The organism is Paraburkholderia sp. MM5384-R2 (genome assembly GCF_014201025.1).
In the GTDB taxonomy this organism is placed as follows: domain Bacteria; phylum Pseudomonadota; class Gammaproteobacteria; order Burkholderiales; family Burkholderiaceae; genus Paraburkholderia; species Paraburkholderia tuberum.
The window spans coordinates 20986-45904 of the sequence record NZ_JACHDI010000007.1 but is presented as its reverse complement, the minus strand read 5'-3'; the positions used below and the strand labels follow the sequence as shown (position 1 = coordinate 45904).

The following is a 24919-nucleotide window of genomic DNA, read 5'->3' as shown; positions in this document are numbered from 1 at the left end:
TGATGCGACGGCGCCTGCAACGACGACACGACAGCGACCCGACATCCGGCCGACAGATCGGCTCGAGAAAAACTCAGGCCGCCATCCGGTGTTCGTAGTACGGCCTATGGCGGTCGTCCAGAATCGCGTACTGTGCCGCCAGATTGTTGGGCTCGGGGCAAAGCCAGGCGTCGATATGCTCCGGCTTGATTGGGATGATGCAGCGATCATGGCCCGCGGCCGCGATCTCCGGCGGCGGCTCATCCGTGATGGCAGCAAACGAGAACAGGTCGGGCTGACCTGGGCTTTGCCAATGTGACCATAGGCAGGCAATCAGCATGTCGCCAGCAGGCTGCGGCCGGAACTCGAGGACGACGTTCTCGTCTTTTTCGCCGTCTTTCAGTTTCCGTCCTTCCGTCCGGGCGCGGCTGACATTCTCATAGAACGCACTGACCAGCATGATGCCGTGCGAATAGCCGAACAGTGACTTCCAGAACCCTTCAAGGTTGTTCCGACGCGCGTTGTAAATTCCGGGATATTTCTTGTCGTAGAACGCAGGCTTGCCAGCTGGGCGACAGAGATATCGCATCGGCTTGATGACACGCTTGCCGTCTTCCATGACCATCACCGGAGCATAGTTGCCGGGGAAAATTCGCGAGTCGCGGTCTTTCAGTTCGGTGCGCCGGAGATCGTCGAGCCCGCGCAGCGCCAACTCGATCTTGCTGGTCGCGATCCGTTTGCTTTCGGTGGCCGCCTTCGTCGTTTTGCCCTGAAGGGTGCGGTCCGCGTCGGCGAGCCGCGCGCGCTGTTTGAACAATTCCTGCTCGAGCCTGGTTGCCTGCTCGCCGTTGAACCGTTCGATCGCTTCCTTGATCCGCCGTTCCTCGTCTGTCCCGGGCACCGAGAACGCGGCGTCCATCGCTTTCGGAATTTTCACGTTGCTGCCCTCGGCGCGCTCCCAGTACAGCTGCGCGAACTCCCGGATACTCATGTGCGCGCCAAACATCCTGACGTACTTGCGGTAGTCCGCCTGAATCTGGGCTGAATAGCACACGGTTGCTCTCCCTGAAGAAAGGTGCGCCAATATGGTACGCCGGTTCCTAATGGAAGTTTCGCGTCGACGTGACGAGCGAGCCAAGCAGGTGCGACATGTCTACCAGTCGTTGTGCAACCAGGTGCCGTACCTCTCCCTGGCATTGCCACGTTCCATACACGGCGAGTAGCGATGCACCCAGCGCTTCCTGTCGCTGTTTTTCAAGCAGACTGGGCCACACGATCACGTTCACGTTGCCGGTCTCGTCCTCGAGCGTCACGAACATCACGCCCTTGGCCGTGCCCGGACGCTGACGCACGGTGACGAGCCCGCAGCCACGCGCGAGTTGCCCATCGCGATAGGTGCGCAGCGTCGACGCCGGCATCAGCCTGTTGGCGAGTAGTTGCGGCCTGAGCAGATCAAGGGGGTGTCGGCCCAGCGTCAGGCCCACCGAGCGGTAATCAGCAACGATGTCGTTTGCCTCAGTTGGCGCACCGAGCGCTGGCGTCTCGTCCTGAACAGCTGCTGTCGCGAGCATGTCCCTATCTGGTACCGCCGCAACCGACTGCCACAGCGCTTCACGGCGATTACCGGCAAGGGAGGCGAGCGAGTTGGCATCAGCCAGCACATGAAGATCCTTGCGGTCCAGTTGGGCGCGGCGGGCAAGGTCGTTGACGCTGTCAAATGGCCGCACCGCGCGCGCGTTCCCGACGCGTTCCGCAGCGCCGTCTTTCATGCCTCGCAGTAGCGACATGCCGAGCCGGACGGCCGGCCTTCCGGCGCCTGGCAGGTTGACCAGTGCGGAGTCCCAGCTACTGACTGTTACGTCGACGGGCAGGACTTTGACGCCGTGCCGTTGTGCGTCCTGCACGAGCTGCGACGGCGAGTAAAAACCCATCGGCTGTGAATTCAGCATCGCCGCCAGAAACGCCTCCGGCTCGTGGCACTTCAACCAGCTACTCGCGTACACAAGCAACGCAAAACTGGCCGCGTGACTTTCCGGAAAACCGTATTCGCCAAAGCCCTTGATCTGTTCGAAGATGGATTCGGCGAAGGCGAGATCGTAGCCGCGCTCCTGCATGCCATGAACGATCCGGTCGTAGTATTTTTCCAGTCCGCCTTTACGTTTCCAGGCCGCCATCGCCCGACGCAGCTGGTCAGCTTCACCGGCGGTAAAGCCGGCCGCAAGAATCGCGACCTGCATCACCTGCTCCTGAAAGATCGGCACGCCCAGGGTTCGTCCAAGTGCGGTTTTCAGCGCGTCACTGGGATAGGAGACCGGCTCGAATCCCTGGCGCCGCTGCAGGTAGGGATGCACGGCGCCGCCCTGGATCGGCCCCGGGCGGACGATCGCCACCTCGATCACGAGATCGTAGAACGTCCGGGGCTGCATCCGCGGCAGCATGCTCATCTGGGCACGCGACTCGATCTGGAACACACCGACTGTGTCGGCCGCCGAAATCATGTCGTAGGTCGCAGGATCCTCTGCCGGGATGTCTTGCATTTCGAAACGTTCGCCGCGCTGCTCCGACACAATGTCAAGCGTGCGCCGGATGGCCGAGAGCATGCCGAGGGCAAGGACGTCGATCTTCAGCAGACCGAGTGCCTCGAGGTCGTCCTTGTCCCACTCGATGACAGATCTGTCTTCCATGGCGGCATTCTCGACTGGTACGAGACGCGTCAGCTTGCCGCGACTGATGACGAAGCCACCCGAGTGCTGGGAGAGGTGCCGTGGGAAGCCGAGCAATTGTGACGCGAGCTTTGCCCACGCCTGAATCAGCGGTTTTTCCGGGTCGAGGCCGGACTCCCTGAATCGCGCAAGCAGATCCTGGCTCGTATCAAACCAGTGGTGCGACTTTGCGACGACATCAACGATCTGGAGATCAACGCCGAGCGCCTTGCCGGTTTCACGCAGCGCACCGCGCGGTCGATATGTCGAGACTGCCGCCGCGATTGCCGCGCGGTCGCGGCAGTACTTGCGATAGATGTACTGGATGACTTCTTCGCGCCGCTGGTGCTCAAAGTCGACATCGATGTCCGGCGGCTCGCCACGTTCCTTCGAGATGAAGCGCTCAAAAAGCATGTTGCCACGGGCCGGGTCCACCTCGGTTACGCCGAGGCAATAGCAGACGGCAGAGTTGGCCGCGGAGCCTCGTCCCTGGCAGAGGATGTGCTGGCTACGCGCAAATCGCACGATGTCGTACACCGTGAGAAAGTAAGGGTCGTATCGCAGCTCCGCTATCAGCTCAAGCTCATGCTCAATCTGTTCCTGCACCTGGTGCGGAATGCCGGACGGAAAGCGTCGTTGCGCGCCAATGTACGTTTCCTGCCGCAGATAGGCGGAGGGGGTGAAGCCGGCTGGAACAAGTTCGTCGGGATACTCGTAGCGCAGTTCATCCAGCGAAAAAGTACAGCGGCCTGCAATATCAACGGTTGCGGCAAGCGCGTCGTCGGGGTACAGGTTGGCGAGCCGCAGTCTGGAACGCAGATGCTGCTCGGCATTCTGTGTCAGGTCATAGCCGCACTCGTGCACGGGCCTGCGAACGCGGATAGCGGTCATGGTGTCCTGCAGCGGCTTTCGCGAGCGCACATGCATGACGACGTTGCCAAGCGCGACGACCGGGACGTCCTGATTCCGTGCGACAAACTCGACCGAGCCGCGGTGGATATCATCCATCGCACGCTGGTGCAGAACAAGTCCCACCCAGGCGCGGCCCGTGAACGTGTCATCGAGCCATTCGATCTGTGCCGCCAGCACGTCTTCTTTCGCCGGAAAGTCCGGTACAAGAATGGCCAGGCAGTCGGGCAGGCCGCGCAGGTGCCGGTTTTCCCTGTCGGGTCGCGACAGGTCCTGCGGCGTCAGGCGGTATTCGCCTTTGGGCGCGCGGGTGCGGGCCAGTGTAATCAGCTCGGACAGGTTGCCGTATCCTTCGCGGTTTCTCGCGAGGAGAATCAGCCCGAACGCGGGGGAACCGTCGGCGTTCACCAGGCGGAAGTAGGACCCAACGATAAACGGCAGCCTGGCTTCCTTCGCTGCAACGTGTGCGCGCACGACGCCGGCCAGCGAACACTCGTCGGTGACGGCCAGCGCTGAATAGCCCAGCTGCTCCGCGCGTTCAGCCAGTTCTTCCGCATGGGAGGCGCCGTGCAGAAAGGTGAAGTTGGAAAAGCAGAACAGCTCGGCATATGCCGGCAGGGTGGAAAAGGTGGCGTCCATGGCGTGTCATCCGAACAGGCCATGCAGGAACCACCGCTGGTCTTCTTCTGCGTCCCGGCTGCTAACGCGTTCGCGGTATATCCAGACGCAGCTCTGGTCTTCGCTCTGGGCGACGAAGTAGTCCCGGGTCACCAGTTCGCCGTCAAACCACCCAGCCTCGATGCGCTCGCCTGGAGATACCATGCGCAGCGGCGAGCCGTAAAACGGCCGGTGTTTGCGCATAAGAAGACGCACCGGCTTTTCCAGAAGCCATGTCGGTCGCGGAAGTCCTTCAGGCAGCACGGTGCTTTTCGACGCACTGGCGACAGGCACCCACCGATTGGCAATCTCCGGCCGGTAATCCGCGGTTGGGGCAGGGCGGAGTACGTTCCCTTCACCGAGCCGTGCAACCAGCAATTCGACCAGACGGGCGTGATCCTCAGCTGAGCCGCCAGGTTCCGGAAACAGCGTGTCCGATGCGGGCGCCGCAGGTTGCACACTGGCCGCATCGAGCCGCAGCGCAATGACTGGCGCGGTCAGTTCGATCCGTCCAAGGCGCTCCCTGATGAGCCGGACAAGATGGTCCTCGCGCCAGGTCGGCTCGCCCAGCGCGATCTCGATTGAGGTTGGCTCGATTGCCTGCCTTCCGCGCTCGTGTTCCAGCAGGAGGGTTGCGCCTGTCAGCGCCAGCTGTTTTGCACACAGCCAGCCACATAACTGGACGACGAGACGATGCGCGCCAAAGAGGGCGGCTTCCGCGTGTTCGATGCGGTCGGGCATTTCAATGCGTGCGGAGAACGTCGGCGGCAGTTCCAGCCAATCAAAGAGTTCAGGTGCCGTGCCGAAAGCGCGGTCCAGCGAATCAAGGAGGTGCTCGCCGCAACGGCGTTGCAGTCCGGCACGCGGCAGCCGTCGCACGTCGGCAATCGTTTCGCAGCCAAGTCCCGTGAACCAGTCCGCGAACGGCCGTATTTCCGGCACTGACAGCAATGACAATGCGGACAGTTGCCGCTCGAGCGAGTCGATCTTGAGGACGCGCCGGTTGCGGTGCTTGGCGAGCAACCACGCGCCTTGCCCGGTCGGTGCCGCGCTGATGCATGCGGTTAGCCCGATCGCTTCGAGAATCGCTTTGGCCTGGCGGCACACCGCAAGCAGACCGCCGAACAGACGCAGGCTCGCGCCGATGTCGACAACCACGACAGCCTCGTCGAGCAGGGCGACATCTGGCGAAAATTGCATGAGCGCAACAGCGACCTCGCGTTGTGCCGCATATTCCCGGCTGGGGTCGCGCTCGTGCAGCGCCACTTCCGGCGCGAGCGTCAGCACTCCGCCGCGTTTCATGCCGACCCGTACGCCCGCTGACCTCGCAACCCCGTCGGCAATGAGCACCTTGTCGCGATCCAGGACCACGCAGCCGTGCGCAGGTTCAGGCAGCCACCGTGGCCGGAAGACCTCGAGCTGCAACCGGGGCAAGTGGACGGCGAGAAATACGCGCATGGTGTGAAAACAGAACAGGGGTTGGTTGAAGAGGAATGGACAGAGGGTCTGCGCGTGCTGGACCTCGTCGCTTCGCAATATCGACGGTCAGGCCGTCGCGCTCTGGCCTTAGCGCCAGTCGTAAAACGGCGGGGGACGCATCCTGCGCGGCCGCCAATGGGCGAACCATGAAAAAAAGCGTCTCCGAAGACTGGGCGGCCAGATGAAGCCGCCGCAGTGAAGACGTCTGGACGTACTGCGTCCAGAACAGGAGTGCGCCGCAGCTTCCGGCACGCAGAATCTGCTCGGCTGACCACAAAGCATCGGCCGTCTTCGCGGCGCGGATCTGCAGCAGCTGTTCTGGGGAAAGACCGATGTACTCGAGACCGGGGCCGTTCGGCACGTGCGGCGGCTGAACCATTGCAACTGCCGTTTACCCAGTGTGCAGATCGCCGGCCGAAGCAACCGCATCTCTCCCACGCCGGCCTGCTGGACCAGCAGGTCAACGAGCGCGCCGATCGGCCATCCGCCGCCGGGCAGCTCGGCTGAAAGGGCCGGGTAGCCGGTCTCGACCGTCCTGCCCCGGCCGCGCGCAAGCTGCGACGCCCGCCACAGGGATGGGTGTATGGCTTCCGGGACGGGTGATGTGGCGGTCATTGGATTGCGCGAATGCCTGTATGGATATACAGTATCCTACACGCAAATCCGTAGCGATGAACAGGCACTTTTTTTCGGGGAGTTCAGATGGACAGACGCGTTCGCAAGCCTGTCAGCCATCCGATGCCGGAAATTGCGGCATTTGTTGCCGGGATGAAAGCGGCGTTCGGCGAGCCGGAAATCGATGAAGCCATCCGCCGCGGCAAGGCAGGAGAACCGACGTTTTACGCGTGCGAAAATGGCCGCACTGTTGGCACCTCTACGCCAGCGCAAGCCAACGTGTGGCGTGTCGACGGGGCGGTGCGGAACCGTCACTACTGTGGCGACTGCGACGGGTCATGTGTCGGTACCGCGAAATCGTGCCGGGCGTGAACGGCACGAGGTTATACGGAGAGAATATGTTTCGATCTTTCAGTGTGGGCGCAATGCTGCTTGCATTTGCTTCGACCGCAGCCGCAGGCGAACACTACGTTGAAATCTGGAACCCGCCTGAAGCGCGGATGCAGCCATCCGGGAACGGCAAGCCTAAACCAGGCAAGGTTGCGGTGCTCTCACATCACGTATCGAAAGCTACACCGCGCCGGGTCGCCGATCCGGTAACGAGGTCCTTGCCGAACAAACGCGCGGGGAATGGCCCTGGTAAGGCCGCTATGCCGCGCGCGACAGATCTTCCCCGAATAATGACGCCCGAAGGGAATGTGCTCCGCGTGCACGATGGGGGAGCGCTGGTCGAAGTGGTCCGATAAGAAAGGTCCGCCTGGGAAGGCCCCTCTCTGATCGAGAGCATGAGTCCTTCAGGCAAGTAGTCGATCACGAACGGCAGAAGAGGGGCGAGCTCCGTCTGTCATCATCTGTCTCAGTGCGGGCCACGGAGCGTCATTCGCCCGCTCCGTGGCTCGGACGTCGCATGCATCCAGCAGGCGGCCATTCAATTCGCGAGGACGAATGTTGCTTCATCGTCCTTATGGAAAGCTTCGCATAAGGCCGATTATGCAAAGTCGTTGATTATGGAAAGTAGCCGAGCCGATTGCCGACGAGGCCCGGCAAACAAGGGGCCGGCAGCAGGCGGTTCAGCCGGGAACTCGACATAATTTCAGCGTTGATCTGGAGTAACGGTTCCACTTCAGGGGACCGTTATGAAGCCAACCAGTTTGCACGAAGCCGGGGCCCGGTCTTGTAGACCACTTCCGACTCACATTGCTGACGAATTGCGCCGCTACGATGCGTATCTGCACGATGCGCGGGGACTGGCAGCCACAACACGGAGTAATCAACTCCGCATAGTCGGTTTGTTCTTGCGACAGAATTTCGAGCGGCGCGCAGTCGATCCGAGAAAGCTGCGCCCTGACGATATTCGTCGGTTCCTTTCGTCACAGTCAGGGGCCGGAGGCTCGGCCTCCTATGCTTCTCAACTGGCTTGTACCTTACGCAGTTATTTGCGTTACCGGGCGACGTGCGGCGACCAGGTCTGCAAGCTCAGCGCCGTCATCCTGAATCCCGTCCATTGGAAGCTCGCATCGCTGCCACGCGCGCTCGCGCCAGAGGAAGTTGAGTACCTCCTGGGCGCGGTTGCAGGCGCTCGCCGCTGGCCGAAGCGTAGCTATGCGATTGTCCGTCTGGCGCTGGACATGGGCCTGCGTTCTGCCGAAATCGCGCAACTCATGATCAGCGACATCGACTGGCGCGCAGGCACAGCGACGTTGAGGGGCACAAAGTCGCTGCGGCAGGACGTACTACCGCTGCCGATGGAAACCGGGCAGGCACTCGCTGACTATCTGCAACATGAGCGTCCGATGAGCGGCCATCCGGCGATCTTCGTCCGGCAGGTGACGGAGCGAGACCAGCCGATTACGCCCAGGGCGATCCAGAAGGTGATCAAACGGGCCTGCTGTCGCATCGGCTTGCCACACCACAGTGCTCACGCGCTTCGACATACCCTGGCATGCCGCCTGGTTGAGAACGGCAGTTCGCTCAAGGAAGTAGCCGACCTGCTGCGCCACCGTTCGCTCAATACCACCCTGATCTACGCCAAGCTCGACACGCCGAAGCTGGCGGCTGTTGCCCTGCCGTGGCCCGGGAGCCAATCATGAGCGCACGGGTCAGCTTGCAGAAGAGGATCGACAACTACCTTGCCGAACGGCACCGTTTGGGTTTCGAGTTGCGCTCGCGGAGCACGCTATTAGCCAGCTTCGCCCGTTATGTCGCGAGCCTGAATCATCGTGGAGCGCTGACGACAGAGCTCATGGCGGATTGGGCGCGACAGGATAAATGGCACCATGACACCCCTGCTACCTGGGCTGCACGTTTAGCGATTGTTCGCCACTTCGCCCGCTACCTGAGGCAGTTCGAGCCTGACACTGAGATTCCGGAGGAACCGGTCTTCGGCCCTGAGCGGGCACGCGTCGCCCCGCACATCTTCCATGAAGAGGAAGTCATTGCATTGCTGGCTGCGGCCCGTCGGCTCGGGCCAAAGGGGAGTCTGCGCCCAGCGACGTATGAGACCCTGTTTGGCCTGATGGCCTCAACCGGGTTGCGAATCTCGGAGGCCATCCACCTACGCGATGCCGATGTCGATCTGAAGCGCGGGATGCTGACTGTGCGGCAGACCAAGTTCGCCAAGTCCCGACAGTTGCCCATTCATACGAGCACGGTTGCCGCGTTAGCGCGGTACCGGCGGCAGCGCGAACGGCAGGTTGCCACGAACCCCAGCATGTCGTTCCTGGTCAGCAGCCGTGGCCAGCGGTTGGGACAACCTCTTGGTGAACGACAGGCTCAACGTGTCTTCAACGCGCTGCGTGACAGCCTCGGCTGGGTGAATCGTGGTGCCCACGCAGCGCCCCGGCTTCATGATCTGCGACATACCTTTGCGGTGCGTCGCATGATGCTCTGGCATGCCGAGGGCACCGACATCGATCAGATGATGCTGGCGCTATCAACCTATATGGGCCATGCGGAAATCTTCTACACGTACTGGTATCTGACGGCAGTTCCGGAACTGATGGCCGTCGCCGGCGCCAGGTTCGAGCGTTTCGCCGATGTCGCGGGAGACGGCAATGAATAGGCGATCCAAGGCACCGCCTTCGTTTGCAGCGCTCGTGCAAGCGTGGTTCGCCGAATACCTCACCCAGCAGCGAGCGCTTAGTGCACATACCATAGCCGCCTATCGCGACAGCTTCGTCCTCTTCCTTGAGTTCGCCGAGGCGCGCCTGGTCAAGTCGCCAGCCACGATGACACTGGCGGATATGACGCCGGAACTGATCATGGGCTTCCTCGATCATCTGGAACGCCAGCGGCACAATTGCGTGCGCAGTCGCAATGCGCGACTCGCGGCGCTTCGCTCGTTCCTGAAGTTCGCAGCGCATCGCGATGTAGCGTCATTGCACGTGATCGAATGCGCCTTGGGCGTTCCAGTCAAGCGCTTCGAGCGCCCAACGCTTAGCTATCTGTCGCGCGAAGAGATGCTGGCTGTGATCGGTAAGCCGGATGATTCCTGGCTAAGCCAACGCGATCATGCGCTGTTCCTGCTGATGTACAACACCGGAGCGCGTGTCTCGGAGATCATCGGGGTAAAAGTTGGCGACGTGGTCCTGGACGAGGGTTCTGCCTGCGTCCATTTGCGTGGCAAAGGACGAAAGCAGCGCAGCGTCCCGTTGTGGCGGTCAACTGCGAAGACGATACGGGTATGGCTGAAGGTAAATCCTGAATTCCAACCCACATCGCCGCTGTTTCCGAACCGGAATGGCCATGCAATGACGAGAGCCAATGTTGCATTGAGGCTAACAGTGGCTACCGGGAACGCAGCCGGAACCTGCCCCAGCCTTGCAAAGCGACATGTATCGCCTCATACCGTCCGTCACGCCACCGCCATGCATTTACTTCAGGCAGGTGTCGACATCAGCGTCATTGCACTATGGCTCGGACATGAGAGCCCCATCACGACGCACCACTATGTCGAAGCCGATCTCAACATGAAGGAACGTGCTCTGGCCAGGCTTCACGAACCGCAGACCGGAATTCAGCGCTATCGGGCACCGGACTCGCTGATCAACTTCCTGAAGGCACTGTAATTATGCAAAGGCTGGAATTCGAACTGGCCGCTGCCCATCGGCTCTCTGGGGGGGCGCCGGCCGGCTACTTTCCATAATCAACGACTTGGCATAATCGGCCATTGCCGTCATTCGAGTATCGGTGTTGGTCAAGCGGCTAAGGATCGCTTTCCTGACATTCGCGCGTCGGCGGTCGCGAATGACAGGTCTCCGGAAGCCGAATTCGTACTTTCGACCCGATAGCGGTCCTTCCGGGTGGCTCCGACTGGACGGCCGCTTCTAATGGATGCTGTTGAAAAAGTCGGCGGCGGTCTGCATCGCGAGGTTTTTACCCTTGACCGAGGCCCGCGAACGGCTTGTAGGCCGATCTGAGAGGTCGATTTTCTGGCCGGCGGGGGCTAACCTACTGCCGCGACTTTTTCAACAGCATCCGTGTCGAAGCGGCCGTTCACGGTCGAGAAATATAGCTTTAAGTAAGTTGCTCCTCCACCTTTAAATTCAGCTAGCATCGGCCCAGTCGAAAGCACAGGCGCTGGGTTCAGTCAGCGCCGTCTGAAAGGCAGCCACTGCTTCCTCCAGGAGAGCCGTGCCGCTTCCCCGCTCGCCCGGCCTAGAGAGTGCGGCCCTGAGGTTGGCTTGTGTCGGCGCCCAGTCCAGCGGGACACGCTCGCGCGTGCATTCGGTCAGCGCAGCGTGGTAAGGCACCGCCACATCCTCCTGACGGGCCACGCGTCCCATGGTATTTGTGTGTCATCGCACTGTCGATACAACCGTCGGTAGTATAAATATACTGATGCATCAACGTCGCGACTAGCTCCATACTCTAGACTGTTCGTCGCCTTGGCGTGTACCTTTCGCGCGACCCTAAATCCTTGCAGCAAGAAGGGCCTTGCGTTTATTGCACTAAAAGGCGCGTCGTACGCGGGACGCACGGAAGGGCGTGTGGGAGATGCGATGATTACGTCGGAATCGAACCAGCAGCTGCAAGCTTTGATGGCTCGCCTCCCTCCCAAGGAGAGGCAGATTTTTATCCAGCTGCTGTGTGACTCACGAGACCGAACGTCATTCGATCAATCAATAGCCAAGTATCCGGCGCTCATCGCGACGTTGAATGCCATCACACTGCAGGATATCTTCGCTGAGCTTTCCGTCCCTTTGGCCAATGTGGCCGATATTCCACGGCGTATCCAGCTTTGCAGCGTTGCCTTGGACATGGTTGATCGTGAACGCGATCCCGAGCGATGCGCCCTGCTTCACAACGAACTCGCCCGCTGCCTCTCGCAGAGCCCCTTCGGCTCTCACGAAGAAAATCTCGAGAACGCCATTCAGCACTTTGAACTGGCACTTAAAGGATTAACGAAAGAGCGTCACCCGCAGGATTGGGCGATGGCGGAGGCAAACCTCGCCAACGCATATCACACCCGATCCGGCGGGAACATGGGCGAGAATCTGGAGCGGGCAATCGAGCACTATACGAAGGCGCTCGACATCTTCAACCCCGTTGCGTTTCCTCTTAGCTGGGCGACAACCCAGGGAAATCTCGGCGTTGCTTACCGCGATCGTTCATTCGGTGTGAAGGCCGACAACATCGAGCGGTCGATCGCCGCATACGAGTGCGTGTTTCAAGTCGCCACCGAGCAAGGCAGTCCTGTGCCTTGGGCAAAGGCGCAAGTGGATCTCGCCAATCTATATCGTAACCGGCCCAACGGGGACCGCAACGACAATCTTGAGAGGGCTATCGCCCACTTCAAGTCGGCCCGGCGGGTCTATACGCGCGCGACACATCCCCAGCAATGGATCAGTATCCAGTACAGCGTCGCCGAGGCACTCCGTGACCTTAGTCGGGGGGACCGGCAAGTCCATCTTGAAGAGGCGACTCAATGCTACTCGCAACTGCTCCAGATGCCGGATGAAATTTTGAGCGTCGAGCGGCGTGCCAGGATTGAAGGTCTTTACGCGAAAGCACTCCTGGTTCGTGTGAGTGACAACCGATCCGATGACCTTGAAAAGGCAATCGCACTTTTTCGCAGCGCACTCGAATCGTATTCCGAAGATGTCGAACGGACCGAACGAGCGGCGATTGAAGGCGAGCTCGCAAGCGCCTACAACGAGCGTGTGCTTGGGGAGCGATCGGATAACGTAGAACGAGCCATCGAGCACGCCCAAGCAGCCTTACAGGTATTTTCGCAAAGCGGAGAACCTGAGGCGTGGGTCACTTTGACCAAACAGCTAGCAGCTTCCTACCGGGAACGCAGGAGCGGCGATCCATCGGAAAACCTCGAACAGGCGATAGCCTGCTATGAAGCGTTGCTCGACGTTTGTGCAAGGATTGCAGATCACGAAGAGTGGGCGGTCGCCCACGCCAATATCGCAGCCACGTATTTAAGGCGCGTACTTGGCGTCCAATCGGACAATATCGAGGAAGCGATTCTTCATTTAAACGCGGCCTTGACTGTCCTGACCCGCGAGGAGATGCCAGAAGACTGGGCGCTCGCTGAGCTAGTGCTTGCAAGGGCGTACGCGAACCGCGTTATCGGTGATAAGGCTAGCAATATCGAGCTTGCGATTCTTCACTATGAGAACTCGTTGACCGAATTTTCCGAGGATGTCCATCCGACGCACTGGGGTCTCGCCCACCATGAACTTGCTCGAATGTTACGAGGGCGCGGTCAGGGCAAGCGGGACGACAGTATTGAACAAGCCATCTGGCATGCACAGCAGGCATTGCATACCATTACACGCCACGCAAATCCGATCGTATCGGGTCTTGTCCACAATGATCTCGGCGCTTGGTTTCAGGAGCGCACGGAAGGCGACGAAGACCAGAATGCCGACGAAGCAATCGCTCACTGCGAACAGGCAATCGAAATCTTCGATCAAAACGAGCATTCGAGCGAATGGGCAAAAGCAAACAGTAACTTGGGAGCCGCATACCTGAGTACCGAGCGGGGCGAGCATGCCGAAAACTTCGACCGTGCGACGGCGTGCCTCGAGAACGCACTGAATGTCTATGTGCGAGATTCAGATCACGCCAACCAGGCTGTCGTGCTGGCCCATCTCGGTGAGGCCTGCATGCGGCGACGCCCCAACAGCCCCGATGATCTTGAGCGAGCAATTACCTATTGCCAGCAGGCTCTTACGCTCAATACACGCCACAACAATCCTCTACTGCGGGCAAACGTGGTATGGAACCTCGCAGGTCTCTTCCGACACCGCAACCTCGGTGATTACGCAGAGAATTGGGAGATTGCCATCCAATATTCTCAGCAGGCGCTTGAGTTCTTTAGTAGAGAGGATTTCCCGCCTCGCTGGGCGGCGTTGCACTCCCTTTTGGCCGAAACCTATAGCATGCGAGTTCGTGGGGCAAGGGCCGACAACCTCGAGCGCGCGATTAGCTATAGTGAAGCGGCGCTCGAGGTATTCAATCCGACACTGACGCCTTTGCAATGGGTAAATGAACTGATAGGCCTGGGCATTTTGTATCGCGTTCGCTACAAAGGCAGGACAGGGGACAATACTGAAGAGAGCATCAGGTGCCTTGAACGGGCCCTTGGCGTGTGCAGACAGCAGGAAATGCCAAAGCAGTGGATCGAGATTCAGCACGGGTTAGCACTTGCCTACACGCACAGAACAGAGGGAGAACGTGACAAAAATATCGAACGGGCCATCGACTACGCCGAAAGTGCCCGAACACTAACCGCAAAGCAGGACGATAAATGGAGTCAGTCGGCGCTACTCGCCGATTTGGCGGAGGCATTCAGGCGCCGTACCATAGGCGACCGGGCTGCCAACTATGAAAAGGCTATCGAATACTACAAGCAGGCCATTGCACTGATAAAGAAGGACGAAGACGACCTGCGTTGGTGGAAGTTTCACCTGAGTTTGGCATATCTCTTCAACGGCCGACCGGTTGGCGAAGGAACGGAGAATTTCAAGCTTGCCGTCGAGCACGCACATCTTGCGCTCGAAATGATTACCCTCGATAGGTCTCCGGCATTGACGCAAAAGGGACAGCAGTTCCTTGGGGATATGCACTTCGAACGGCGACAGTGGGCCGAGGCTGTTTCAGCCTATAGAAAAGCCGTGCGCGCAGGGAAGCTCATGTTGACGGAGGCCTATACAGACTTGGCCCGATCCGTGGAGACGCAAGAAATGTCTCCGGCATATCCGCGAGTCTCCTACGCGCTGCTCAAGCTCGAGCAGTTTGATGAGGCACTGGTTCATCTTGAGCTCGGCAAGACGCAAGTGCTATCGCAGACCTTGACGGTCAACGACCTCGACGTAAGCGAATTGTCGGACGACCAGAGGTACCCGTTTATTCAATCGCGCGACGCTGTCCGGCAAATCGAAGCAGAAATTCGCGAAGGCCAGCAGACACTAGATCGTAATAACGAGCATGCGCTGTGGGTACAGCTCGAGAATGCCCGGACGCGTCTGAACGAAGCCATCACATGCATTCGCCGGTCACGCCCACATTTGCTGCCGGAGGCGCTGGACATCTCTGCAATCCTCGCCGCTATCCCGGATGGGGTCTGCGTTAGTTGCCCCTGTGGTGACGTCGCAAGGTAGCGCAGTTTTTATCGTGCCAGGCGGCACTGTCACGGTGGGACCCGACAACATAGCGTGGTTGGATGGATGGACGGAAGCAGACCTCAACCTCCTGGTCACCGGTCCGGAAGGGAGGTCGGACTGGGGAGGATGGTTGGGAGCGTATCTAGGTGCACGTGACAATATAGGTGCATGGTTCGACGCGATCGAATTCAGCGGCGAGGCATTGTGGGTGAGATTGGTTAGCGCAATTGCGCAGGAACTCGATCAACTCAAAGTCCAGCATATCCTCTTTATGGTCCAGGGACGTCTCGGACTATTGCCGTTACACGCCGCATGGCGGAACGTGGGGGGCGAAAAGCGCTACCTTATAGACGAGTACAGCATTTCTTACGTGCCGAGCATCTCCACGCTTCGACTTGGTAAATCGCGTCTCTATCAGACGCGAAGAGTAGGGCGAACCCTGTTTGCAGCGATCAACCCAACGTGCGATTTACCGTACGCGCCCGTCGAAGGCGAGCAGTTGGAGTGTCTGTTTGGAGCGGACAATTCCACCGTTATTTGCGGTGACCGAGCCACCGTTGAGGAAGTTAAACGCGCCGACGCGCACTATGTCCATTTCGCCTGCCACGGTCTGTACGCGTGGAATCAGCCGATGCAGTCCAGGCTATATCTCGCGTCCGCGGAACCGCTAACGCTGGGCGAGATCATTGCGGACATGGATCTGGGCTCGAGTCGACTTGTGACGCTATCTGCGTGTGAAACGGGCCTAGCTGATATCTTTCGGTCGCCCGATGAATATCTTGGGTTGTCGACAGGCTTCCTCCAGGCAGGATCGCCTGCGGTCGTGAGCACTCTTTGGTCGGTCAATGACCTTTCCACGATGTTGCTCATGGAGCAGTTCTATAAGCTCCACTTGCGAGGGTTGGCCATTCCGGATGCCTTGCGAGGAGCTCAGATATGGCTGCGTAGCATTAGCGCGAGCGAGCTCGCTCAGCGTTTCGCTGAACACGAAGACGCGCATCTGATGCATACGCGGATGGACCTTGCAACGGCGTCTGAGAGTTTCACGCGATTTGCTGCCATGAATGATTCGGAGCGCCCGTTTGCTCACCCCTTCTATTGGGCTGCGTTCGCGTTTACCGGGGCTTGGTGACAACGTCGATAGCGGCCCGATTCCAAACGTTGAGGAAATCGTTCGTGCAAAACTCGATTCGTTTTCTCGAGCAGGTTTTTGAGAATCTCGCCCAATTGCGCGAGTTGGTCGGCGACGACTGGCCAAAGTTCAAGAAGACGTTGCTTGCCCTTCTCGAAGAGATTGTCTCAACAGAGGACGACAAATCGCTAGTGCTTCGCGTGAATCGCGTCTTTCGGAGCTTTAGGGGCACCCATGCGGAGACACACATAAAGACGCTTCTGGCAAAGAGTCTGGAAGGCATAGAACGAAGTGACCTGCCGAACGGTGTTAGGCAGCATTTGAGCAGAGCGCTGGAAGAGGATCGGGAACATTGCGGCCGGGTGGAAGGAAATGGCAGAAAGGAAGATCTCGTAGCGATCGCAAGGGACCTAATCGAAGCGATCGCGTTGACGTCCGACGATGTCATCTCACCGACAGTCGATTCCCTCGCAAATGACGTGAACTCGGTCACGTCCTATCCACATATCATCGGGGACGATCACGGCTATGTGGACACCGCCTATAGGCTGGATGTGAAACTCTCAGACCAACCTCAGCAAGAGGGCCCTCATCTGTCAGCACCGGGCCTAGCGGTCCTCGTGGAGCCAGGCAAAGCCATCGTGAAAGTCCAGATCCGACTTGTCGCGCCCGACTTCGGTCTGGATGAAACGCATAACGCCGACGGATGGACACGTGAGGTCAATTTCTACCCCGAGGCGCGCGCCTCCGGCGCGTGCACATTCGTGTTGCGCCCGCGTGATCGAATGGAAGCGCGATATTTCTCTACGCTCCGTGTTCACTTCCTGTTGGACGGCCAATTGCTGGGGTACGCAGTTCGCCGCGTCGAAGTACTGTCGAACGAGGCAGTCGCGCCAACGCTGCTCGGCGCGTTCCCTCCTGTCCCGGGCTACCCGCTCGACGAGCGTGGCGTGACGCGATCGCCGCCGGTCCTCACGCCAGTGGCCGTACGCACGGATCTGCCCCCTGTGGATTTCACCATCACGATATCCGAGGTCGATCCGCAGCAACTGCTTTGGCAGATTGATTCGCCCCACCTTGCTGCGACGGACGTGGGAGCTGAACCGCTTTTGACACGCAATCTGGGCGCTGAAGAGTTCGTCCGGCAGTACCTCGCACCGTTCGGCATGCCAGGCGAGTGGCCAGAAGACCACATGGACACCGATGGAAACCTGAAGCCCCTTTCCGTCAATGCACTCTATAGCAATCTCTTGATGCTGCGGAATTGCGCCCCTCGTCGATTCTGGATGCTCTACGAGACCGCCTTGGGCCGGTACACATCGACTGGCGCAGAATCTGAAGCATTTTCGATTCTTTTGATTACCGCTGATACGCATATCCCCTGGGAATTGATGCCGGTCTCCGAGAAGGTGGTCGACGACGCCATGCCGTTGCTTCTCGGATCCGCGCATCGCGTGGGGCGCTGGCTGCTGGAAACAGGAACGAGTGTTCCCGACGCACGACTCGATCTCAAGGGTTTTGTTGTGGCGGCGCCGACATACGACGAATCACCGCTTCCACAAGCGCAGCAGGAGAGGCAGTTTCTAAGCACAAAGTTTCAAGCGTTTGAGCTACCGGACAATGCGAACGATTTCATCAAGTTCATGAGAACCGGGGCTCCAACCGAAGGAGCGGGCATTCTCCACTTTGCGGGACACGGAGACTGCTGCACAGACGCGATACGTCGAAACTGGCTTGTATTGACGAATCGCACGGCTTTGTACGACATCAATAGCGCGAGCACCGACCTGGGAAATCAGTTGGGTAAGTTGCGCCCCGTCTTCGCATTCTTTAACGCATGCAATGTCGGGCGGGCGGCAAAGGGACCGCTAGGGAGCAACGGGGGATGGGGACGCGCGTTACTCGGTCAGCGTTATAGAGGTTATGTCGGCCCTCTGTGGAGCGTCTACGACAGGCATGCACGCGACATCGCCGAGACGTTCTACACACTGGCCATCTCCGAGCAGCGCCCGCTTGGGGAGGTCATGCAGCGGATTCGAGCGAAATTCAGTAGCAACAATAGACTGTTCACCTATCTGGCGTACCTTTATCTGGGACATCCCCTCGCGAAACTCGAATACGAACCCTTCGATGGAGTAACAGCACATGGCACAACTACGTCTTCACCGTGACGGAATTTCGGCGGCGCTACCCGGACTCGACATCCTTATCGCATCCGACAGTCTGGATGCCATGATCGAGACCTATCCGCCTGCTTCGCCCGGCACGCGAAGCAGCGGTTCCGGCTTGACTCCGACGGTACTGCGGTCCAGCGACGTACGGGAGATGGGTACCGTCGTCGTCAACGATATACACCCGGAGCGCAAGGAGAAGAAGAGCCTGGCGCTACGCCTACCCGGATGTAGCGACGCAGATGGACGGCTGGTTCTATATTTCGACGGGGACGGGCGAGTGTCAATCCACGTTCCGGAAATTGACACTCGCCCACCTCCGGGGGTACGCGCTTCCAGCGGCGCCGTGCTACGGGTGGATGTCGAGTTGCGCGTAGCTGAGGCTTCAGGTGATGGTACCCGAGGAATTGGAGGCATAGTCGCCAAGCACGTGCTCAAAGTGATTGGGTGGAAAGTCGTCGGGGCTGCGGCGAGACGAGTGGGTCCTCCGCTTGTGAGAGCGTGGGAAGCTGCGCATCGGCCTCTTCGGGTCCTGGACAATGAATCGCTGTTCGTGCCAAAGGCTCAGTCAGGAATCACCCACATTCCTGTCGCGAATCGCTCATTGCTATTCATTCATGGCACTTTCAGTCGTGTTGCCGCGGCGTTTAGTGGCATACCGGAAGACGATGCGTTTCAGCAGCGTATACGAGAAAGATACGGGAAACACATTTACGGCTTCGATCACGCGACCCTCGCAACAGGTGTTGCCACAAACGTAATGCAACTGTTTGACCGGCTATCTCCGGGGCATCACACACTTGATGTCATTTGCCACAGTCGAGGCGGCCTCATTGCTCGTGCATTGCGTGACATGAATGAGGCACAACTCAAGCAGCGCTTTCGGATCGACGTCGATCGTGGTGTATACGACGAGGGGATGATCAACTGGGGAACGAATTGGCGTATTCCCGATGGCGTCACGGTCGAGGTAGACCGCATCATTTTCGGTGCAACGCCAAACATGGGGACGTCGCTGGCTCAGCCCACGCATTTGCAGTTCTATCTCGAGATGCTGATGACCGCGAGCAACCTGCTGCCGGAATTTGTTGACGTCACCGTGGACGCCATCCTCGCGACCGCAAAGCTTCTTGTCGCCGAAGTCATGCCGCAGCTACCGGGGTTGGACGACCAGAAGCCGGACAGCAGTCTGATGGCCCTCCTTTCCGCTGTTCCCGACGGTTTGGATGCGGCGGTTCAGGCCGACTACGTGTCGTCCAATAAAGCGCTGACCGCCATGCGTGCGGCCGACCGAACTATGAACATCATTTTCGGCAAAGAGAAAAATGACGTGGTTGTGCCCACAGATGGTGTCAGTCTCTGGTCAGGTGGGCAATTCAAGGCCAGCCGAATATTGTCATTCGGTGAGGATGCACAGGTTCACCATTCCAATCTGTTTCGGCAAAGCACAACGCGCGATCACCTGATCGAATGGTTGATGTAGCGCCGTGTGACAGCGCGCCTGCGCATAGTTCGTAAAGAGAGAACGAAATTCCGCATCGGTAACGCCTTATCCTCTCTCACAATTGAGCGCGATGGTTCATGTTACCGCTATGCCCCACTGAAGGTGAATGCAGCCCAATAGTAGGGGGAGGCGAATGGCCGATACGCGGCATTGTGGCTGGCGAAGCGGGCAAAAAAGGCGGAGGCCGTCTCGATGTCCATGCACGTTTCTCCGAGCAATGCTTTCTCTTCCTCGTGGGTGAAGCGTTGCTCCAGTTCGCCGGCGGTAACATCGCGCAGCCAGATTTGCGCTTGTTGCAGCGCAGTTGGAATGTCCTCGCCGTCCAGATGAAGTTGATAGAAGCGTTCCATCAGCAGCGCGGTGGAAAGGTCGTTCACAGCCCACAGGGTGCTGACGACGGCTGGCGTGCCCACCTGGAGGAAACCAGCCGGCAGGCCGAGGTACTCGTCCGGCGCCTTGCGAATGTCCGTGATACCGGTCTCGCACGCCGAGAGCGTGACGAGGCGCGTGGCATCCAGGTTGAGGTGCCCAATGATCTGTGCCAAGGTGAGCGGCTCTCCTGCGGCGAGGATCAGGCCGGATTGCATCGGGTCATCCCAGTGGTAGAAGCCGTGGCAGGCGAAGTGTAGATAGCTCGCATGCACGTCCCTTACCGCCTGAGGCGTGGCCTGCTCGCCCAACAAAACAGTTGAGTTCCCTTCTCCGAAAAGGTTGGCCACCTGCTGCCCTTCGGCCGGCGTGAACGCCAGATCCTTGGTGGGATTAACAACAGCAAACAGGGTCCTCACCTGTCTTCGTACATCACGCAGGCGATCCTCGCTCACTTGCCTCATATGTGCACTGGCCACATAAGTGACGCTGTAGTCGTCAACAAAGTAACGCCGCACGCCGTCCAACTCGCACCAGCTGGCATGCAGTGGGAACAAGCCCAAGCCTCCCTGGGGTATCAGTAAGACCTGTTGGACGCCAAGGGCGGCAAGCCGCTGAACGATCGGTCCCATCAATCGAGCCCACAATACCTGTCCGGCGCTCTCGATGGTGTCGGACCAAGCTTTCGCATCCATGTGCGCGTTGAAATACCCCCCCAACCAGCCAGCCCATCTCCGGTCCTCGGCAGGCCCGCTTAGCAAAGCATAAAGATCCGCTTTCGTGAATTCCTCCAGCCAAAGCACATGGTCCAGGGTCACCGACTGAAGACATGCTGGCACGACGAAGACCGCGCTGCCTTGTGAGGTGACAACCGGGGCCACCAGTACCGCAGCGTTTGGTATGACGGCCAGGATCTCAGCAAGCCCCAGCCCCTCGGGCATGAAATCTGGATGTGCTTGACGAATGCTATCGATCAACTCAGTCAGACGGGCCCTGATTTCCCTGAGCGCTTGGGCAAGCACACGATCGTCCCGACGGGACGGCGTGTCTTCCGGCAAGCGCATCTCGCTTTCAAGCTCCCTTATCGTCTGGCGAAAATTGCTGAGATTATTCTGCTGCTCGGCAAGTATCAGGGTGGAATCGAGTTCGTCGAGTGCTAGCGCTTGAGATAACAAGCGGGTTTTGCCCTGCTCCAACTGTGCCAACGCCTCACCCGCCCTGCCGAGTTTCAGAAGGACATAGGTTGCGCTGGCATAGAGGTCTGCGGTCGCAGCCGTCTCCGTCTGACGTCCGGCCTCGGTATATGCGCCTGCTAACAACACCTTCTCCGCACGAATCGCATCTTGATACGCTGAAAGCGCTTCGTCCCACTTTCCTTCGCCAAAATACAGGTTACCCAAGTTCTGCTTAATTTTTTGGAAAATCGCTGGAAAGCTCTTAAGCGTTGCCACTTCAAGACCTTGCATGTAGAGCTCGATTGCTCGTTCGAAGTTTTTCGACCGCTCCGCGTAAACGCCCTGCAAATATATGGCCGCTAGGTTATTCTGTGCCTGCGCCCAAGCTTGCGGCTCGGTCTGCCGGGTCAGCACTTCAAGCGCATGTTCAAAGTGGGTGATCGCCCGTTCAAGGTTTTCAGACTTCTCGCCGCGGATGCGATCGCTGTATGCTGAGCCCAAGCTCATGCGGTTCGTTGCCCAAGACTTTGGCTCCGTTTGTCGAGTTTGCACTTCTAGCGCGTGCTCGTAGTGAGCGATGGCCAGATCGAGGTTCTCGGCACGATCACCGATATCACGAGAAAGATAAGCGTCCCCCAACCGGCTCTGGGTATGCGCCCAGTGTGTTGGATAAGCCTGCCGTGTATGTACCTCAAGCGCCTGTTTGCAATGTTGGATTGCCAGCTCAACGTTCTCAGCCCGGTCACCTCGAATGCGACCTCGATATGCTGCGGACAAGTTGGCATGAGTCGCCGCCCAGTATTCCGGATTCGTCCGTCTGGTAAATATTTCAAGCGCGTTGTTGGAATGGAAAATTGCTCGCTCGAGGTTGTCCGCCAGGTCGCCCACGAGGCGCATACGATACGCGCTCGCCAGAATTTGCTGGTTCCTTGCGCGGACTTCCGGATAATTCTCCAGCGTATTCACCTCGGCCGCCTGCTCCGCTCGGACCATCGCGTGCTCGATGTTCTCAGCTCGCTCGCCGCGGATGCGATCCAGATACGCGTTAGCATAATTGTTCTGAGTGGACGCCCACCGTTCCGGATAAGCCTGTCGGGTGTATACCTCAAGCGCCCGCTTGCAATGAGCGATCGCCCGCTCAAGGTTCTCCGCGCCGTCGCCGCGTAGTCGGTCGTGGTACGCGATGCCCAAGTTAAATTGAATTCCCGCCCATTTCTCGGGATAGGACTGCCGGGTTCGTACCTCAAGTGCCTGTTCGAAATGGGCAATCGACCGCTCGATATTTTGAGCCCGCTCTCCGTGCATCCGATCGTGATACGCAGTACCCAAGTTGTTCTGCGCACTCGCCCAAGCTTCCGGATCGTTCTGCCTGACGCATACCTTGAGAACGCCCTCGCAAATGGTGATCGCGTGTTCGATGTTCTCCGCCCGTTTGCCGTTCTCGCGTTTGCAATATGCGGCGGCAAGATTGCTTTGGGTTCCCATCCACGTTTGAGGATCGGTCTCCAGTGTGCACACTTCGAGCAGTTGCTCGAAAATGGCGACCGCACGTTCAATATTCTCCGCACGGTCTCCGCTTAGGCGGGCAAAATACGCATTCCCCAAGTTGTGCTTCGTCATCCGCCAGTCTTCGTATTCGTGGGGCGTCCATACCTCAAGCGCCTGTTCGTAGTGGGTAATCGCCAGATCGATGTTCTCGGCACAATCACCGATGAGACAATCGGAATAGGCGTCGCCAAGGCGCCTGTGAGCTTGCGCCCAGTATTTCGGAAATTTCTCCTGAGTCAGTATTTCGAGCGCGTTCTTGGCGTGGGAAATCGCCAGTTCGAGGTTTTCGGCGCGATTCCCGCAAAAGCGGTCCATGTACGCCTCGGCCAGGTTATTCTGAGTCATTGCCCACTGTTCAGGGGTCGAATCGCGCGTCCATACCTTGAGCGCCTGTTCGTAATGAGCGATCGTCCTCTCAAGGTTCTCAGATCGCTGCCCTCGGGAACGCACGAGATAAGCACCTGCCAAGTTGTGCTGAATCGACGCCCACTGTTCTGGATCAATTTCCCTCGTAAACGTTTCGAGCACTTGCTCGCAGCATGCAATGCCCATATCGAGATTGTCCTCGCGATCGCCTCGGAGACGCTCCAAATAAGCGGCTGCCAATCCTTGCTGGGATTTCGACCACTGTTCCGGATGCGACTGTCGGGTCCGTATCTCAAGCGACTGCTTGTAATGGGAGATCGATTGCTCGATGTTATTGGCTCGATCACCGCGAAGACGACCATGGTAGGCAATCCCCAAATTGGCATGGATCATAGCCCACTGTTCCGGATGCGACTGGCGCGTATGCACCTCGAGCGACTGTTCGTAGTGTGCAATCGATAGTTCGAGATTATCACCGCGCACGCCACTAAGGCGCATACCGAATGCTGCTGCTAAATTCTGCTGAGCCATCGCCCAATCTTCCGGATGCGCCTTTCGCTCCCATACCTCAAGCGCCTCTTTGAAGTGAGAGACAGCTTGCTCGATATTATCCTCGCGTGAACCCATTGGATTTATCATCAAGCTAGAACCCAAGCTGTAATGCAGGAATCCCCATAAGAAGGCGTTCGAGTTGCGATTAACGTTGGTCAACGCTAGATGAGACAGCTCGATACGTCGAGGAACTTCGCCCAAGTTATTCGCGGGTCGTGCGAGCTCCTGGAGGACACCCGGTAAGTCACAGGGCAAGTGATCTTCACGGGGAAAAAGAGGTGTTTCAAGCGCGGCCGAAAGAAGTGCCGGGTCGTTCTCAATCTCGCGGCCAAATGATTCCGCGTCGGGCGCACGCTCCAGGATAGCGCGAAGCGTTTGTTGCTGTTCCACTGTCAATCGTGCAAACACCGCGGCCAACCACTCTGATAAATCCGGCATAGGTCAAACCTCGCTCTTCATTGAGCCCGCACCATCTCCCGATGGCTGACGGAGCGGCACGGGCGGAGCATCTGCAATTCCGGGCGGGGCCTTCTCCACGAAAAGACGAACGGGACCCGCGAGATCGCAATGCCGTGGCGGGGTGGCAAGCACCCGACACACTATTTAGTGATAGGCGACGGGACGGCGGGCGCGACGCCGAAGACCTGTATAGTGCCGCCAACCGCGCTCAAATCCCGCCGCCGGGTGACTCCGGCGGCCATGCCGCGCGCTGCACGGACGGTTCCCAACCTGGAAAGTGTCATTGACCAGCCACTCGGCGCGCTTATTCTCCAGTTAGTCGGGAAATGCTGTTCAAGTACTACCTTAAATATAGTGTGTGGACTCGGAACATGGGTTGCCACGGTGCGCGGAATTCGGCGGCGAGCAGAATTCGGCGGTGCGTCGCCAATTGCGTAACCTGCGCCTACGCAAGCGCTAATTCAGAATCCTCGCGCGACTGCAGCACCTTGCGGTGGAGGACCCGAATCCCGCGCACCACGTAATGGAATGGTTCGATAATTCTCCATCGCTGACCAATGAACAGGTCAAGGTCATTTGGGAGCGCATAGCGGCAGGAGAGGAGAAAGGACCGCTAGCCTGGACAGCGTCAAGCAGGAAGTCCGGTTTACCGACAATCATCTTGTCCGGTCGGCCGAGGTGATT

At 58.8% G+C, this 24919-nt stretch carries 12 protein-coding genes and 1 pseudogene; 8 read left to right on the top strand and 5 right to left on the bottom strand.

Annotated elements, in window-relative coordinates; translation table 11 throughout:
- Positions 1-73: 73 nt before the first annotated feature.
- The 4 genes and pseudogenes from HDG37_RS13790 to imuA all read right to left on the bottom strand — a co-directional run bounded on the left by HDG37_RS13790 (position 74) and on the right by imuA (position 6341).
- Positions 74-1033, bottom strand: a complete 960-nt coding sequence (locus HDG37_RS13790; RefSeq protein ID WP_184048226.1) for an SOS response-associated peptidase family protein — start codon at positions 1031-1033, stop codon at positions 74-76.
- 46 nt (positions 1034-1079) lie between these two features.
- Positions 1080-4229, bottom strand: a complete 3150-nt coding sequence (locus HDG37_RS13785) for an error-prone DNA polymerase (protein ID WP_184048223.1) — start codon at positions 4227-4229, stop codon at positions 1080-1082.
- Between the two features lie 6 nt (positions 4230-4235).
- Positions 4236-5705 carry a DNA polymerase Y family protein gene (locus HDG37_RS13780; protein ID WP_260334820.1) on the bottom strand — a complete coding sequence of 490 codons (1470 nt, stop codon included), beginning with the start codon at positions 5703-5705 and terminating at the stop codon, positions 4236-4238.
- Positions 5635-6341 (bottom strand): annotated as a pseudogene (gene imuA / locus HDG37_RS39235) (translesion DNA synthesis-associated protein ImuA). The gene HDG37_RS13780 and the pseudogene imuA overlap by 71 nt, the downstream one beginning before the upstream one ends.
- Positions 6342-6428: 87 nt before the next feature.
- Between imuA and HDG37_RS13775 the strand changes: the two are divergent.
- The 8 genes from HDG37_RS13775 to HDG37_RS13740 all read left to right on the top strand — a co-directional run bounded on the left by HDG37_RS13775 (position 6429) and on the right by HDG37_RS13740 (position 19745).
- Complete coding sequence (locus HDG37_RS13775) at positions 6429-6713, top strand: hypothetical protein (RefSeq protein ID WP_184048217.1); 285 nt, start codon at positions 6429-6431, stop codon at positions 6711-6713.
- Between the two features lie 764 nt (positions 6714-7477).
- Positions 7478-8431, top strand: coding sequence for a tyrosine-type recombinase/integrase (locus HDG37_RS13770; RefSeq protein ID WP_184048214.1), 954 nt, complete (start codon positions 7478-7480; stop codon positions 8429-8431).
- Positions 8428-9402 carry a tyrosine-type recombinase/integrase gene (locus HDG37_RS13765; RefSeq protein WP_184048211.1) on the top strand — a complete coding sequence of 325 codons (975 nt, stop codon included), beginning with the start codon at positions 8428-8430 and terminating at the stop codon, positions 9400-9402. Before HDG37_RS13770 ends, HDG37_RS13765 begins: the two co-directional genes overlap by 4 nt.
- Positions 9395-10408, top strand: coding sequence for a tyrosine-type recombinase/integrase (locus HDG37_RS13760; protein WP_184048208.1), 1014 nt, complete (start codon positions 9395-9397; stop codon positions 10406-10408). The genes HDG37_RS13765 and HDG37_RS13760 overlap by 8 nt, the downstream gene beginning before the upstream one ends.
- A gap of 933 nt (positions 10409-11341) precedes the next feature.
- Positions 11342-14956, top strand: a complete 3615-nt coding sequence (locus tag HDG37_RS13755; RefSeq protein WP_184048205.1) for a tetratricopeptide repeat protein — start codon at positions 11342-11344, stop codon at positions 14954-14956.
- A gap of 34 nt (positions 14957-14990) precedes the next feature.
- Complete coding sequence (locus HDG37_RS13750; protein ID WP_184048202.1) at positions 14991-16091, top strand: CHAT domain-containing protein; 1101 nt, start codon at positions 14991-14993, stop codon at positions 16089-16091.
- A gap of 44 nt (positions 16092-16135) precedes the next feature.
- On the top strand, positions 16136-18262 hold the full coding sequence (locus HDG37_RS40030) for a CHAT domain-containing protein (RefSeq protein ID WP_184048199.1): 2127 nt from the start codon (positions 16136-16138) through the stop codon (positions 18260-18262).
- On the top strand, positions 18237-19745 hold the full coding sequence (locus tag HDG37_RS13740; protein WP_184048196.1) for a hypothetical protein: 1509 nt from the start codon (positions 18237-18239) through the stop codon (positions 19743-19745). Before HDG37_RS40030 ends, HDG37_RS13740 begins: the two co-directional genes overlap by 26 nt.
- Before the next feature lie 107 nt (positions 19746-19852).
- Here the strand turns inward: HDG37_RS13740 and HDG37_RS13735 are convergent, their stop codons facing one another.
- Complete coding sequence (locus HDG37_RS13735) at positions 19853-24214, bottom strand: CHAT domain-containing tetratricopeptide repeat protein (RefSeq protein WP_184048193.1); 4362 nt, start codon at positions 24212-24214, stop codon at positions 19853-19855.
- Positions 24215-24919: the final 705 nt, after the last annotated feature.